Origin of the sequence: Amycolatopsis benzoatilytica AK 16/65 (assembly GCF_000383915.1) — a bacterium.
Lineage (GTDB): Bacteria > Actinomycetota > Actinomycetes > Mycobacteriales > Pseudonocardiaceae > Amycolatopsis > Amycolatopsis benzoatilytica.
This window is the reverse complement of record NZ_KB912942.1, coordinates 6,494,945-6,510,121: the sequence shown is the minus strand read 5'-3', so window position 1 is coordinate 6,510,121 and position 15,177 is coordinate 6,494,945. Positions and strand designations below refer to the sequence as shown.

Below are 15,177 nucleotides of genomic sequence, written 5' to 3'. Positions count from 1 at the left end.
CATGCCGAACCGATGCACCTGCTCCTCTCGGAGGCGGTTTCCCGGACATTTCGCCGGTCACGCGGTCGGCTGTGCCGCCAGCTCCGCACAGCCGCACCTCGCTGCGAAAGGCGTGCTGCTCGGTGTTTCTCGACATCCGATCGCCACGGCCACCGCTTGCATCTGCGCCTTCGTGACAGTCGTGGGCGGCAGCGGGAATTGATGACGGGTGGAGTCCGCCAGCTGGCAAGCCGAGGTCAGGTGCGGTTGGGCCCCTGGCACAAATTTCCCCGTTGCGCCGGGTTCGGTCGATTGCGGCGGAGAAACACGGTCGCAATCGAGGGACAAACCCCCGCGGCTTCCTTACCCGACTGTCGTTCTCGTTTGGACTGGCAGCGCACAGGATCGGCACATAACCAGCACAGGACTGTCGCCAGTCTTTCGGGTCCAGCGGTGCAGTATCGGTCCATTGTGGAACTGCGAAGCGGTGCGCACTCGATGTGATTGCGCCGCAGGCAATCAGTCGTCGCGGACATCCCGTCCGAACGGCGCCGGCGAGCGGCCGGAACAAACGAATCCGGAGGGCAACACTCATGACCGATCTGCACCGTCGCGAGCCGGCAGGCGGGAACGACGCAGCGCCGGCCGACTCGGCGGAGTCCCGGCTGAAAGCCCGTCTGCTGAAGGCGTTGGAGTCCGAGCTGCCGCGGCGGTTGCGGGCGGTCGACGTCGCCGACGTCGCCTTCGTCCCGGTGTCGGCGCGACGCGACACGGCTCGGGGCGTGCTGTCCGGCGTGCTCGCGCAGCACGACGAGGACGAGCTCGCGGCGGGCCGGGTTCTTCCGGGCAGCGAGGTCGGCAAGCGGCTGGTCGAGCAGGTCCTCGACGAGGTGTTCGGGCTGGGCGGGCTGGAAGCGCTGCTGGCTGATCCGGAGGTGGAGACGATCGTGGTGAACAGGTTCGACCGGGTCTTCGTGCAGTACGCCTCCGGCCGCCGCGAGCAGGTGGCGGCGGTGGCCGGGTCGAACGAGGAGCTGACGGAGCTGGTGCGGTCGCTTGCAGCGCGCGCGTCCTCGGAGGAGCGGCGTTTCGATCGCGGGTCGCCGGCGTTGAATCTGCAGCTGCCTGACGGCGCGCGGATGTTCGCGGTGCTCGGCCTGACCGCGGGCGGGGTGACGGCGTGCACGATCCGGCGGCACCGGTATCTCGTTGCGTCGCTGGCGAAACTGCGCACGCGCGGCACGATCGACGTCGGGCTGGAGCGGTTCCTGCGCGCGGTCGTGCGGGCGCGGAAGAACGTGCTGATCACCGGCGGCACCGGCGCGGGCAAGACCACGCTGTTGCGTGCGCTGGCGTCGGAGATGGGCGCGGGGGAGCGGATCGTGACCGTCGAGGACGCGTTCGAGCTGGGGCTCGACCGCGATCCCCGCCTGCACGCCGACGTGGTCGCGTTGCAGGCGCGGGAAGCCAACGTGGAAGGCGAGGGCGCGGTCGACCAGGCGATGCTCGTGCGGTGGAGCCTGCGGATGAACCCGGACCGCGTGATCGTCGGCGAGATCCGCGGGCCCGAGGTCATTCCGATGTGCAACGCCATGAGCCAGGGCAACGACGGCTCGATGGCGACGATCCACGCGTCGAGCTCCGGGATCGCCTTCACCCGGCTGGCGTCCTACGCGGCGCAGAGCCCGGAGCGGCTGCCGCTGGAGACCACGGCCTTGCTGGTGGCATCAGCGGTGCATTTCGTCGTGCATCTGGCCCGGACGGCGGACCGGAGCACCCGGGCGGTCGCGTCGATCAGGGAAGTCGTCGGCGCCGAGCACGGTCTCGTGATCTCCAACGAAATCTACCGGCCCGGCCCGGACGGGCGAGCCGTGCCGATCGCGGGCGCGTTGCGCACCGACACCCTCGACGAGCTGGTGTCGGCGGGATTCGACGTGCAGCTGCTCGCCCAGCCGACGGGCTGGTGGCCGCGGTGACCGGGCCCGGCAGCGCTGCCGTCGCCGGCGGATTCGGCGCGGGCCTCGGAACCGGGCTCGTGCTGCTGGCCTGCTCCGTCCACGCTCGCGCGACTGGTCTGCGGCTCCGTGTGCGCGCCGCGGCGACGCGCGCTGGCGACGCGGCCAGTCGACCCCGTCGAGGGCTGGCGCTGCGCGCGGGCGCAGCGGGCGGTGCGGCCGTGCTCGTCACGGCGGTGACCGGGTGGATTGCCGGCGGCGTGCTGGCAGGGGCGGCGGCATGGTTTCTGCCGGCGCTGATCGGCCCGGACCGCGTATCCGGGCGTCGCATCGCCCGCGCGGAGGCGATCGCGTCGTGGACGGAGATGCTGCGCGACGTCCTGTCGTCCGCGGCCGGCCTGGAGCAGGCGGTCACGGCGACCGCGGCCCTGGCCCCCGCGCCGGTCCGGCGGGAGGTCCTGGCGCTGACCGCGCGGCTGCACTCCGGGCAGCGGCTGCCTGCCGCGTTGCGCCGGCTGGCGGGCGAGCTCGCCGACCCCACCGCCGACCTTGTGCTTGCCGCGCTGGTCCTGGCATCCCAGCAGCCGACCCGCCGCCTTGCCGACCTCCTCGGCTCGCTGGCGGCCGCGGCCCGCCAGCACGTCGCGATGCGGCTGCGCGTCGACGCCGGCCGCGCCCGCACCCGCACCTCGGCACGAGTGATCGCCGCGACGACACTGGCCTTCGCCGCCGGAGTGGTCGCCTTCGACCGCGGCTACCTCGAGCCCTACGACACCCCTGCGGGGCAAGCGATCCTCGCGGCCGTCGGGTGCCTGTTCGCGGCGGGTTTCGCGTGGCTGTCGAAGATCACGGCCGGAACCGGCACTGCACGGGTGCTGACCCTCGAGCCGACTCCGGCCGCGGACAGCGCACCACGCGGCGGAGGTGCCCGGCCATGACCGTCTCGCTGCTTCTGGGCGTCGGAGCCGGTGCAGGGCTGGCCCTGGTGCTGGCCTGGGCCGCGCAGGCAGCGCCTCGGCGGGCCTGGCCCGCCAGGAACACGGAACCGGCACGCTTCGCCCGGTCGGCGAGCGCGGTCGCGGATCCTCCGACCGCCACGCTGCGCTTCGGGGCCCTCGCGTCCGTGCTGCGACGAACAGGGCTTCCCGGGGCGTCGGTGCGGCGGGATCTGCGTGTGATCGGCCGGGAACCCGACGCTCACCTGGCGGCGAAAGCGCTGCTGGCGACGGCGGGCCTCCTGGCGCCGTGGGCGCTGCAGGCTGGACTCGCAGTGCTGGGCGCCTCGCCGGACCTCGCGATCCCGGCGGCCGGCACCGCAGGACTGGCCGCGGCAGGGTTCGTCGGTCCCGATCTCGCCGTCCGCGCCCGCGCGACGCGGGTGCGACGGGAGTTCCGCGCCGCGTTGTCGGCCTTCCTCGACCTGGTCTCCATCACCCTCGCCGGCGGAGCCGGCGTCGAGAGCGCGCTGGTGGCCGCCGCCGCGGCCGGGCACGGACCGTCGTTCGACCGCATCCGCCACGCGCTGCGGGAGGCACCGACGGCACGCACCACGCCCTGGCGGATGCTGCACCGCCTCGGCGAGGAACTCGACGTCGGCGAGCTGAAAGAGCTCGCCGCGTCGATTTCCCTGGCCGGCACCGAAGGCGCCCGCATCCGGGCATCGCTGGCCGCGAAAGCCGATGCGCTGCGCGCACACCAGATCTCGGACGCGGAAGCCGAAGCACACGCCGCCACCGAACGCATGGCGCTGCCGGTGACTCTGCTGTTCCTCGGCTTCCTCGCGTTCATCGCCTATCCGGCCGTCACCCAAGTCCTCAATGGACTGTGAAAAGCCCGTCAGTTCAAGAATTCTGAAGCCTTGATCGGCCGGAACCGAAGGACGGAGGTGCTGAAATGATGCTACGAGAACCCTTGAGTTGTCGAACTGGCGGCGTGGCTGGTGACCGTTCGGGTGTAGCGCTCGGAGCCTTGAGTCGTGATACCGAAGAAGTCGCTGAGGCGGCGGGCATCTCCGTCGGTCGCCGTTGCTTCGTTCAGGATGCGGTCCTGGCGGATTGCGTCAGCGGACGCGCCGATGGTGTTGCTGATCCAGCTTGGTGTGACAGCGCATGTTCTGACGCCGGTGTGCCCGTTGATGAACAGGTGTGGGTTGACTGTGTTGGGCCATCGTCGTGCGCGTTCGTTCAGCCAAGCGGTGATCTTCTCCTGAACGTGTGGCGCCACCGGGACCGTGCGCTGCCCGATGTGGAGTCGACGGTCGTGAAGGTCGGTCAGCAGGAGGCGTCGCAGTTCGCTCGACCGCAGCGCGTGAAAGGCGACGAGTGCGGCCAGGGCCTCGCGGACTGGTTTGCCGCAGTTGAGCGCCTCACGAACTTTGGTGAGCTCCATAGGCATGGGTTGGCTTTCCCGTACCACGATGCGGGGCAATCTTGTTGCCGGGTTGGTGAAGATGACCTGCTTGCCTTTGAGGACCCGAAACAGGTCGCGCAGGGCCGACAGAGTTCGCCGCTGGTCCGAGGCGGAGTCAGGAAGGACATCGAGAATGGCCTGCCGGTCGATCTCGCGCAAGGATTTGTAGCCGGCGTCGGCCCAGGTCTTCAAAGTTGCCCCGAGGCTGGCAACGTAGCGGCGGAGTGTGGATTCGCCGGTTGGTTTGTAGCGAGGCGGTGTTGTGGTGCCGTGTCGCCGGACGTCGAACCACTGGCCGAACTCCTGGGCCAGCTGTTCAGGCAGCCGTGCCGCGTGCTGAGCGAAGAAGCCATCCAAGGCGGATTGCCGGTCGTCGTCGAGCATTCCGGCGGAAGCGAGGACTTCCAGGACCGACTTGAGGTTGTCGACCCCACGCCCCTTCGTGACCGCGGCAACGTCGCTGACGGGAATGGCTGCCCCCGGAGTGTCCTGCAGGGCAAGCAGAATTCGGATTACGCCACGGGCGTTGACGACGAGGGCGTCGCGCCAGCCGAAGCTGGCAGCATGATCGAGAAGCACGTACTCCAGGGCGGCTTCCAGGTCCGGCAACGGCGGATCGAGGGGACACCGTCGCGTGCGTGGATGCCGCCGGGGCAGGTCGAACAGCGTCAGCTGGCGGTGAGCAACCGGGTAGTGCGCGGGCCAGCGGCGCGGATGGCAGGACTCGACAACGGGATCGGGCCGTTTCTCGCGGAACAGGTCGGCAAGGAACAACTGCTGACCAAGTCTGTTGGCCTCGCGAACGTCCATGCTTTGGTGTGCGGGCCGGACCAAGTGGGCCTGACGGCAGCACAAGCGGCAGTAGCCACGAGCGTTGACAATGACCAGCCGCAGACACGACGGACATGGCGCAGCCGGCTGCGGAAGCCGTTTGTGCCAGCTGTGGCATCCCTGGCAGAGGCCGCCGTAGGTGCGCGTGACACCCCAGGCCAGGCAGTCCCTGCACGACTCGACAACCGGTGCCTGCCGATGGCAGTGGCGACACAGATTTCCGGCGTAGTAGTCGTCGGTCGAGCCGCATCTCTTGCAGTGCGGCGGACGCTTCCACACTCGCGGAACACAGTCGTAGCAGCACTCGCGCCCGTAGTAGGGGCGCGGCTTCACGCCGCAGCGGGTGCACTGTCTGACCTTGGTCATGCCGGTGGTGTCGTCCGGTTGCGCCCGAGCCGAGGACGAACGACAGCCACACCGTCCGCAGTCGCGCGCTCGCGTCGAGCGGGCCGTCGAGCTGCGACTTTTTCGGGTTCACAGATCAACAGGTCCGAGGGCTGGCAGTCCAGGACCGCGCAGATGATGTCGAGGTCATCAAGCCGGATGGTGGTCGGCGAGCCGGTCCACAGGCCGGACATCTTGCCCGCGCTGATCTCCAGGCCGGCCTCGGCCAGCCGCCGCCGGAGTTCAGTGGACTTCCAGATCCCGCGCTCGGCGGCCTTGAGCCGCAGATTCCACAGCACCGGATCACTCCTGTTCGTCAGCGAGACGCGCTGCCACCCGATTGTTCGCGGCGTCCCAAGCTTGCTCGATGTGCTCGGCCTGGACATGGATGTAGCGAGTCGTGGTCGAAAGCCATTCGTGGCCGAGCAAGTCCTGGATCGCCTTGAGATCCACGCCGTGCGCGTAGAGCGACGACGCACAGAAGTGCCGGAGCCCGTGCGGCGTCAGCGTGCCCTCCCAGCTGGGGAGCCAGCGAGACACCGCATCGGCCAGACCCGAGCGCAACGCGTCGTCTCCAGCTCGAAGGCACCTCCCGGTGTCGCGGTCACGTCGTTCGCTGGGCAGCATCGGGGCGTCCGGGTCAGCCCAGTCGTCTCCGAACTGATGACGAATGTCCATGAGCCACCACGACATCAAGGCGTCAACGGAGTTGATTGCGGGGACCAGGCGGGTCTTGGGGCCGCGTCCGCAGCTGCCCTTGCCGAACCGCACATGCAGCTTTCCGTAGTCGCCCAGATCAGGACGCCAGTCGCGGATGTCGAGCATCACGGTCTCCTGAATCCGCAGGCCTGCCCGACGCCACAGCGATGCGGCGAAGTAGTCACGTGCCGCTGGCAGGAACTTGCGTGCTTCCTTGAGGCTGGCGGCCCAGGCGCTGAACAAGGTGTCGACCTCGGATTCCGAAGGGGGCACGCGACCGGCGCCGTGTTCGGTGCGGGCCGGTCGATTGTGCTCATCGATCGGCTGGCTAAGAACGTGACCAGTAAGCGCGTGAATGTCGCCCTGGTACCGGGAGATCAGAAAGTCGTAGTACCCGGCCAACGACAACGCTTTGTGCCGGACAGTGGACTTCGCCGAGCCACGCTCGCGTCGGAGGTAGACGAGGTATCGGTCGGCGTCGGCTGGCTCGGCTGTCCATACTGGACGCCCAAGAAAGTGGATGAAGTCGAACACGACCGCGCGTTCACGGGAGACGTAGCTGTCGGTCAGTCCAGCGCCGACCATCGCCAGCGCGTACTGGTCGACCAGTTCCTGCTCGAAGTCCTCAAACTCCTGTGGCGTCCGAAGCCGCTGGGCGGACCCGAGCGAACGCGCCACCGCCAGCGCCATAGGCACCCCACTTCAACGGAGACGACCAACCAGCACAATCTCCGACATCTCTTCAGGATTCGCGACCGGACGTCAACATCTCCACGCGATCGAGTGAACCCACCACTACCTGCACAGCAGGCCAAACCAAAGATCTCGCCCGCGAACGAACTCGCGGGTATCCCGACACCCGGCGAAACAACGGCCGTGACAACGAAAGTCGACCAGAAGGGGAGCCGGCGTGACCGACGACCTGCATCTCGCATGGGTTCTGCTGCGCGCGGAAGCCGCCGCGCTGCGCGCGCAACCGGACCGCGGAGAGATCACCACGACCGTGATCGTCACCGCGCTGCTGGCCATCGCAGCGATCGCCATCGTCGCGATCATCGTGGCGAAGTTGACCGCCAAAGCGCGCTCCATCGACCTCGGCGGGAGCTGACGTGCCCGCCTCCCGCCATGCGCAGGTCCGCGAACCGCCGGGGCGCGACCGCGGCGAAGCGACCGTGGAACTCGTCCTCGCGGCGCCGTTGCTGATGCTCGCCCTGCTCGCCATCATCCAGTTCGCGCTCTGGTCGCACGCCACCCATGTCGCGCAAGCCGCAGCGTCGCAAGCGCTGGCCGCGGCACGAACCCAGAACGGCACCGCCGCCGCCGGTCAGCGCGCCGGCCGACGTCTGCTCGACCAGCTCGCCGGAACATCTCTGCACTCGCCGCGCCTCGTCGTCGACCGCGGACCGGCGACGGCCTCCGCGACCGTGGCCGGCGAAGCCGCCGCCGTCCTGCCCGGCTTCCGATTGCCGGTGCACGCCGAAAGCGTTGGCCCCGTTGAGAGGTTCGTCCCGGACACCGCCGCAGCCGTCCTCCCCGGCCGCGGGCTCCCGGCCGGCGCAGACCAAGGAACCCCATGACCAGACACACCTCGCCGGTGCGCGTCGCGTCGTTCGCCGACGGCCCGGACACCTTGGTGCTCAACCCGGCCGTGTCCTCGGCCCGCTGGACCCGGGAGCGCGTCCGCGCCGCGGTGCGCCCGGGCGGCGTCGCGGCCGGGCTGCTCGGGGCGGCCTTCACCGCTGCCGCCGTCATCGGCGCAGGACACGGCTGGGCAGGCGCGGGCGCGTGCGCTGGGGCCGTCGTCGCGCTGGCCGTCACCGGAATCAGCGCGTGGAGAAACGCCGCCGGCCTGCTCACCGAGCACCGCCACCCCGTCCCGTCACTGCAGTGCCGGATCGAGCGTCGCCGAGGCGAGTTCTTCTACCGGCTCCGCGACTTCCGGGACCTCTCGCCGGCCGTCTGCAAGACGGTGTCCGATCTCCTCGCCTGCGTGAACGAGCTGCACCGTTCCCGCGCAACGGCCTGGCTGGACCCGACCGTCCTGGAACAGGCCCACATCGCGGTCTGGGACGTCCTGTGCTGCCTCGACAGGACACGCGATGCCCGCACGCTGGCGGCCGAACTCGCGCACGACTCATCCCGGGCCGACCTCGCCGACCTCGCCCGGGTCGCGGTCGAGCGCATCGACCGCAGTGCCGCGGAGGTCGCGGCCCGGCTGCGCAGCTGCACCTGCTTGACCCGGGCCTGGGAGGACAAGCTCGCCCGTCGTGACCAGGCGGCCCGGACCGAACGCGTGCTCGCCGAACTGCCCCGACTCGACGACGTGACCCGGATGGCCGCGGCCGCCGAGGACCTGTCGCGCGGGGTCTTCGCCTACATCACCGCGGCACGCGATCTCACCGGCACCGGACCGTTCGCCTGGGAACTCCCGCGGTCGGCCTGGCCGGACCTCGCGGCGAACCGAGCCGCGACTGCCGCGCCGGACGATGCCGATTGCAGCGCGGCGGAGCGCCGCGGGGACGGTCGACGGTCGGATCGGGGGTCGGCGACGGCGGAGGCGGTCCTGCTGGCGCCGGTGCTGGTGCTGGTGATGGTGTTCGTCGCCGTGGTGGTGCACCGCGGCGTCGATGCGCGCCTGCGGCTCGACGACGCTGCCCACCAGGCAGCGCGCGCCGCGAGCCTGCAACGTTCGAGCCCCGCGGCCGCACGCGCCGCGCAGGACACCGCACAGGCGGCGTTGGCCCGCGCCGGCGTCGCATGCCGGAACCTGCAGACCACGACCAGCGCCGGCCTCACCGCCGGGATGCCCGTCACGGTCGGCATTTCCTGCACGGTCGACTTCGGTGCGGGCCGCCCGCTGGGCGTGCCGGCGAGCCTCGCGATGCACGCGAGCGCCAGCGAGATCGTCGACCTTCACCGGTCCTCGCCCGGCGGCGGCACGCCGTGACCGTCCGCGGGCTCGGGTGTTGGTGGCGTGCGGGCCGCGGCCAGCTGACGGCGTTCGTCGTGACCGTGATGCTCGGGCTGCTGGCCATGGCCGGGCTGAGCCTCGACGGCGGCCTCGCGCTCGCCACCCGCATCCGCGCCGACGGCGAGGCCGAGTCCGCGGCCCGCGCCGGCGCCCAAGCCGTCGACATCGCCGCCTACCGGGCCACCGGCCGGATCCGCCTGGACGCCGCCCGCGCCGACATGCTCGCCCGCCGCTACCTCGAGGGCATCGCAGCGGCGGGCACGGTCGCCGTCGGCGGCGACACCGTCACGGTCGAGGTCACCCGTACCTACCGCACCCAGCTGCTGTCGCTGATCGGCGTCCGCGACATCCCGACGCGCGGGCACGGCGCAGCGCATCCGCAACGCGGCATCACCGGACTCGAACCCTGACCACGGCTTGACCATCACGATCAGGAGGACACGGCATGGTCGCCTCGGAAGAAGAGATCGCCCGCCGGCTTCAGGAACGAGACTCGCAACGCAGCGCCCGCCGCGCCCAGGCGGCCGCCGGCGTGGGCGCGCTGGCCCGCAGGCAGGCCGAACTCGCCGGGCAGCTGGCCGACCTCGAACGTGAGATCGGCGAGGTCCTGGCCGCGGCAGGCGACGTCATCGACCTGCCGGAGCTGGCCCAGGTCACCGACGTCCCGGCCGCCGCCCTCGCGCGCTGGCGAGACCAGGCTGCCAAGCCCGCCCGCAGCGGCAAGCGCAAGCGCCCGAGCGCGACGAAGAACGACCCTGCCGGCACCGGCAGTCAGGCCGCCGCTGCGACGCAGGCCGCACGCCCCGCAGCACCCGCGCGGCCTGCACCGGATGGGCCCGCCGCCAGCGGGGCAGCGGTCGGCGCGGCGAGCAGCTGATGGCGGCGTCTCGTCGGGTCGGGATCGCGCGCTTCGCGCGGCTGCTGGGAAGGGCGGGGCGCGGGCTGCTCGCGGCCGTCGTGCTGGCCGCGCTGGCGGCCGGTCTTCCGGCGGCGCTGATCCGCGGCGCGGGGTGGCCCCTGCCCGACCACCTGCCGACCCCGCACGAGATCGGGTCGGTGTTGACGGCGCCGACGTCGACGCATTTCCTGCTCGACGCACTCGCCTGCCTGGCGTGGCTGATCTGGCTCGTGTTCGTCATCGACGTCGCGGTCTGCGCAGCAGAGGTCGCCCGAGGCGCCCGGTGGCCGCAACTGCGACGGCAGACAGGCCCGGTGCGGCGCGTCGCGGCCGTTCTCGTCGGCGCCCTGCTGCTCGCTGTCATGGGCCGCACCGCCACCGCCGCGCCTGCCGCCCCGCCCGCGTCCGCACCGCCCGCCGGCCACGCCGCGACCGCCGCTGCCCCGAACCCGCGGGTCGCCGGCGACCGCACCGGCACCCCGCTGCCGCGGTCCCTGCCTGCGGCCGGGCCGGGAACCGTGCGGGTCCGGCCACCGGCAGGCGGAGTGCACGACTCGCTGTGGCGGATCGCGCAACGCCGGCTGGGGGACGGAGACCGCTGGCCGGAGATCTGGGCGCTCAGCCGGGGCAGCGCCCAGCCAGGCGGACGTGTGCTGACCAACCCGAACCTCGTCCACCCCGGCGACGCCCTCCGCCTCCCTGCCGCCGACCCGCTGCCCGCCCTGCCTGCACCGTCGTCGGCGCCACCGGACCCGACGCCCGCGAGCGACGCTCCCGTCGGCGGACCAGCACACCCGGCTGCGAGCACGACCGCGCCGCCGCGCCCCGTGCCAGGCCGCACAGAGCCCGCCCCGGCCACCGCGCATCCCGCTGCCGACGCCGAGGACGAGCACGCTGGGGGCGCGGCGACGTGGGGCAGCGGCGAGGTGTTCGTCAGCCTGGGCCTGGCCGCGGCGGTCAGCGCTCTGCTCGTGCTCGCGCGACGGCGACGCCACGCGCGCTACCGGCCCGGCAGCGGCCGGCGCGACGACGACCTGCCCGTCGCGCCCGTGGTGTACCGGCTGCACCTGGCCCACCAGCGCGCCCGGCACCGCGACGAAGACAACGAACTCGAGGCCGCAGTCGACGAGCCCGCGCCGCACGAGGACCGGCCCGAACCCCGCGCTGGCGTGGCATCGCGATCGAGGCGCGTCGACACCGGGACCGAGAGCCGGGCGATCGTCGCCGCCACTGCCCGCGGCACCGGCACCAGACCGGCGGCACAAGCGGACGTCGCGCTCGACCCGGCCGCTGCCGGGTCCGGCGGCGAGTCCGTCGACCCGGCCGCGGGAGCGCAGGTCGCGTTCGACCTGGCGCGCACGCAGGGCCTCGGCCTGGTCGGGCCCGGCGGCTACGCCGCGGCCCGCGCCCTGCTGCTCACCCTCCTCACCGCCGCGCCCGACGGCGGATCGACGGCTAGGGTGTTCGTGCCCGCTGTCGATCTGGCCCGGCTGCTCGGCGTGCCGCGGCCCGCCGCCGGCCTGCCGGACTCGGTCTCCGTCGTGGCCGACCTGGACTCCGCGCTGACCGCTCTCGACGCCTCGGCGCCGCCCCGGCCCGCCGTCCTGATCGCGGCGCCGCCCCGCGAGCCGGGCCAGCAGGCACGGCTGCAGCAGCTGATCGACAACGGCGCCGGCCGCGGCCTCGCCGCGCTGCTGCTGGGCCAATGGCGTCCCGGGGCGACCGCCTACGTCACCGCGGGCGGGATCGTCTCCGCGACCGACCCCGGCCCCGGCGAACCCCTGCGCGGCACCCGCGCCTTCACCCTGCCCGAGACCGCCACCCGCGACCTGCTGAGGTTCCTGCGCGCCGCGCAACCCCTCAACGCCCCCGCCGGCGCGAGCGACGACGCCGAACCGCACAGCCGCGCCCGCTCGCCTCGCCCGACGCCGGCGTCACCGGAGGAGGCTGCTCCTTCCCCGCCGGAGCATTCCGGAGACGGCTCGGGTCGTCTGGAAATCACCTCGGGTCCGCCCATGCCGGAACCGGCTCCCGGCGACTCCGGCGGCGAACCGCTCCCGCCGGTGCCGCCGACCGCTGCGGGCGCGAGGGCGCCGGTGCCGCTGGTGCTGACGGTGTTCGGCGCTCCAGCCCTGCACTGGCGGCCCGAGGCCGCACGACCCGAGGACCTGCGCGACCTGTCCGGCGAATTCAGCAGCCGCCCGGTCGAACTGCTGGTGTTGCTCGCTGTCCACCCCGGCGGGGTGTCGCGGGACGGGATCGTCGACGCCCTCTGGCCCGACGCGCCGCCCCGCAACCCCGCCAGCGTCCTGCGCACCGTGCTCTCCCGGATCCGGCGCGCCCTCGACACCGCCACCGGCCACGCCGTCGGCGAGCTCGTGGTCGCCGAGCACGGCCAGTACCGGCTCGACCCCAGGGTGGTGGAGGTGGACTACTGGGGCTTCGCCGACGCGGTCGCCGCCCGCCGCACCGCCACCACGCCCCAGCAGCGGACCGACGCCTACGAGGCGATCGTGACCCGCCACGGCCGCCCCCTGGCCGAGGGCCTGGAGGCCGAATGGCTCGCCGCCGCCCGGGAAACGACCCGCCGCGACGCGCTCGACGCCGTCGCCGCGCTCGCCCGCGTCCGAGTCGCCGACGACCCGGACTGCACCCTGGACCTGCTGGAGACCGCACGCGCGTTCGATCCCCACAACGAATTGCTCTACCGCGACATCATGCGCCTGCAGCACGCACTCGGCCGGCACGACGCCATCTCCCGCACCCTGACCCTCCTGCAGACCCGCCTGGCCGAAATCGACGCCGCTCCCACCTCGGACACCGTCGACCTCGCCCAGCGGCTGTGCGCCCGCGACACCGGGATGCCGGTCGACGCCGTCTCCCCGCCCGCGGCGCCCTGAACGAGCGAGCCGAAGGTTCTCGATGACCCGCCGGAACGGCAATCGAGACGACTATTCGCGTGCGACCGAGGCAATTGCGCGAAACAGCGGAATACCTCTATTCCCTGCCGTGATCCCGTTCGAGCCGATGCTAGCGTCGACCGCGGTGACACAATCGCCGAAAGCGAAGAAAAAGAATCCCGTGGACGCGATCCTGTATTCCGTGACGAAGTCGGCCCTGTCGCGCGCCGAGTGTTGCACACGACCGTCTCGCATCGCGAAGAATGCGGACCGGTGCCAGATGTGCGGCCGCGACGTCCAGCGCAGCGCCCGCGCCGCGTGCGCCGCGCGCCGCGTCCTCGCGCAGCCGCCCGGAGCCGCGCTTGCCGGCCGGGGCGTCGCGGAGGGCGACCGCCGATCGCGGTGCCGCCGACCCGGGCTATCGGTCTGGTCGTCCGGTATCCGCCTAAGTCGGATCCCCCAGTGCCAAGCGTTCCCGCAGCTCACGCCCCGTGCAACGGGATCCACCGGTGTCCCAGACTCGCTTGACGCCAAGCAGGCGAGCACATCAGGCCGGGCCGGCGTGTCAGGCGTCTCCGTCGTCGATCCCTCTGGGCTCGTCACTGCGGTCCGCTCGCCTTGTCCGCTTCTTCCTCCGGCTTGTTTCTTGAACAGAACTGCTTTCGCCTGCGGTCATACCGGCGGCCGGCGTGCCCATGCCGAACGGGCCGAAAATGGCTCGACCTGCATAAACGCCTCCGGGAAATGCGTGCCGATCGCGCCGAAATGTCGACGAAATTACCTGGAATTGGCCCGGGGGAAACTATTGTGCGGTGTTCGTGATCGAGTTACGTTTGTCGTGTCACCGGGAAAACCGGAAACCGCGACAAGCCAACCGTGTCGGGTGCGAATCATTGCCCCGGAATGTTGGAACACCAGCCATTGCCGAACGGCGGCTGCTGCGTGTCGCGCCGACCGAACCACGCGAAAGGACCCGACACCGTGACCACGCCAGCCAGGATTCCGGCCGACGACAGCGCGCCCGCTTCCCCGGGTGCGGCCAACCGACTGCGCAACGGCGAACTTCGCCGCATGGTGGCCGAACACCTCGCCGACGATCCCGCCGCCGTGCTGACCCCCGGCGCCATCGCGGCCAAACTCGGCGGGAAGTCGTCGGGCGCGGTCGGGAACGCGCTGGCGACGTTGGAAGCGCGCGGGGAAGCCGAAAGGGTCGGCGTCAACCCGGTCGCCTACCGCGCGACCAACAAGACCGCGGACGCCGCCAAGACCGCTGTCGTCACGCCGCGCGGAACCGCCGCCACCCCCGGTCCGCAGAAATCCGCCGCGCCGCCCGTCGCGCACGCGCTGGTGACCGGTCCCGTGCGCCGCCCGAACGGGCAGCTGTACCACCCGCGCCAGCTGTCCGGGCTGTCGGACGTGACCGCGCTGCGGCGGTTGCGCGAGGCGAACGTGTCCGCGCTCATGTACGGCCCGCCCGGAACCGGGAAGACCTCGGTGGTGGAGGCCGCGTTCGACGACCTGGTCACGATCCAGGGCGACAGCGACACCGTGACCGACGACTTCGTCGGCTCCTACACCCAAACCCCGGACGGCCGTTACGAGTTCGCCTACGGGCCGCTCGTGACCGCGATGCGCGAGGGGCGGGCGCTGTTAATCGACGACGCCACGCTCATCCCGCCGACCGTGCTCGCGGTGGTGTACCCCGCGATGGACGGGCGACGCCAGATCCTGATCAAAACACACAAAAACGAGGTCGTCGACGCCGCACCCGGGTTCTACGTCGTGGCCGGGCACAACCCCGGAGTGCACGGCGCGGTGCTGACCGACGCGCTCTCGTCGCGGTTCTCCGCGCAGATCCACGTGTCCACCGACTACGACCTCGCCGCCCAGCTCAAGATAGACAAGAAAGCGGTGCGCGTGGCGCGGAATTTGGCCGCACGGCAGAACAAAGGCGAGATCGGCTGGGCTCCGCAGCTGCGGGAACTGATCGCGTTCAACCGGATCGCCGAGGTCCTGGGCACCGCCGCCGCCGCCGGAAACCTGGTCGGCATCGCACCCGACGAAGACCGCGACGTGGTCGCCGACGCGGTGCGCAACGTGTTCGGCGCCAACGTCGCCCCGCTGTCGCTCGGGCCGCAGTTCTAGCCCGCG

General features: G+C 71.6%; 13 protein-coding genes. 10 read left to right on the top strand and 3 right to left on the bottom strand.

What is annotated here, in order from left to right:
- Positions 1–572: 572 nt before the first annotated feature.
- The 3 genes from AMYBE_RS0130165 to AMYBE_RS0130155 are packed head-to-tail and all read left to right on the top strand — an operon-like array spanning position 573 to position 3,762.
- Positions 573–1,955 (top strand): TadA family conjugal transfer-associated ATPase, encoded by a 1,383-nt coding sequence (locus AMYBE_RS0130165; RefSeq protein ID WP_020663122.1) that lies wholly within the window; start codon positions 573–575, stop codon positions 1,953–1,955.
- On the top strand, positions 1,952–2,872 hold the full coding sequence (locus tag AMYBE_RS0130160; RefSeq protein ID WP_245573271.1) for a type II secretion system F family protein: 921 nt from the start codon (positions 1,952–1,954) through the stop codon (positions 2,870–2,872). Before AMYBE_RS0130165 ends, AMYBE_RS0130160 begins: the two co-directional genes overlap by 4 nt.
- Positions 2,869–3,762, top strand: a complete 894-nt coding sequence (locus tag AMYBE_RS0130155) for a type II secretion system F family protein (RefSeq protein WP_020663120.1) — start codon at positions 2,869–2,871, stop codon at positions 3,760–3,762. Before AMYBE_RS0130160 ends, AMYBE_RS0130155 begins: the two co-directional genes overlap by 4 nt.
- A 71-nt stretch (positions 3,763–3,833) precedes the next feature.
- Here the strand turns inward: AMYBE_RS0130155 and AMYBE_RS42585 are convergent, their stop codons facing one another.
- From AMYBE_RS42585 to AMYBE_RS0130140, 3 genes are all read right to left on the bottom strand, one after another.
- The gene (locus AMYBE_RS42585) at positions 3,834–5,153 is read right to left on the bottom strand and encodes a site-specific integrase (RefSeq protein ID WP_154676332.1); all 1,320 of its coding nucleotides are present in this window, start codon (positions 5,151–5,153) and stop codon (positions 3,834–3,836) included.
- A 383-nt stretch (positions 5,154–5,536) separates the two neighbouring features.
- Positions 5,537–5,857: a helix-turn-helix domain-containing protein gene (locus AMYBE_RS0130145; protein WP_020663118.1), complete on the bottom strand. Its 321-nt coding sequence runs from the start codon at positions 5,855–5,857 to the stop codon at positions 5,537–5,539.
- Positions 5,858–5,861: 4 nt separating this feature from the next.
- Complete coding sequence (locus AMYBE_RS0130140; protein WP_020663117.1) at positions 5,862–6,947, bottom strand: tyrosine-type recombinase/integrase; 1,086 nt, start codon at positions 6,945–6,947, stop codon at positions 5,862–5,864.
- Between the two features lie 220 nt (positions 6,948–7,167).
- Here AMYBE_RS0130140 and AMYBE_RS0130135 point away from each other — a divergent pair, with 220 nt between their 5' ends.
- The 7 genes from AMYBE_RS0130135 (at position 7,168) to AMYBE_RS0130100 (ending at position 15,171) form a co-directional block, all read left to right on the top strand.
- Complete coding sequence (locus tag AMYBE_RS0130135; RefSeq protein ID WP_020663116.1) at positions 7,168–7,365, top strand: hypothetical protein; 198 nt, start codon at positions 7,168–7,170, stop codon at positions 7,363–7,365.
- Position 7,366: 1 nt separating this feature from the next.
- A complete protein-coding gene (locus AMYBE_RS0130130; RefSeq protein WP_020663115.1) occupies positions 7,367–7,834 on the top strand; it encodes a TadE/TadG family type IV pilus assembly protein in 468 nt (155 codons plus the stop codon).
- Positions 7,831–9,204, top strand: a complete 1,374-nt coding sequence (locus tag AMYBE_RS46395; protein ID WP_020663114.1) for a TadE/TadG family type IV pilus assembly protein — start codon at positions 7,831–7,833, stop codon at positions 9,202–9,204. Before AMYBE_RS0130130 ends, AMYBE_RS46395 begins: the two co-directional genes overlap by 4 nt.
- Complete coding sequence (locus tag AMYBE_RS0130115) at positions 9,201–9,638, top strand: pilus assembly protein TadG-related protein (RefSeq protein WP_020663113.1); 438 nt, start codon at positions 9,201–9,203, stop codon at positions 9,636–9,638. Before AMYBE_RS46395 ends, AMYBE_RS0130115 begins: the two co-directional genes overlap by 4 nt.
- A gap of 35 nt (positions 9,639–9,673) precedes the next feature.
- The gene (locus tag AMYBE_RS0130110) at positions 9,674–10,105 is read left to right on the top strand and encodes a hypothetical protein (RefSeq protein ID WP_020663112.1); all 432 of its coding nucleotides are present in this window, start codon (positions 9,674–9,676) and stop codon (positions 10,103–10,105) included.
- Positions 10,105–13,026 carry a helix-turn-helix domain-containing protein gene (locus AMYBE_RS0130105; protein WP_020663111.1) on the top strand — a complete coding sequence of 974 codons (2,922 nt, stop codon included), beginning with the start codon at positions 10,105–10,107 and terminating at the stop codon, positions 13,024–13,026. The genes AMYBE_RS0130110 and AMYBE_RS0130105 overlap by 1 nt, the downstream gene beginning before the upstream one ends.
- 981 nt (positions 13,027–14,007) lie before the next feature.
- Positions 14,008–15,171: an AAA family ATPase gene (locus AMYBE_RS0130100; protein ID WP_020663110.1), complete on the top strand. Its 1,164-nt coding sequence runs from the start codon at positions 14,008–14,010 to the stop codon at positions 15,169–15,171.
- The last annotated feature ends 6 nt before the right edge of the window (positions 15,172–15,177 follow it).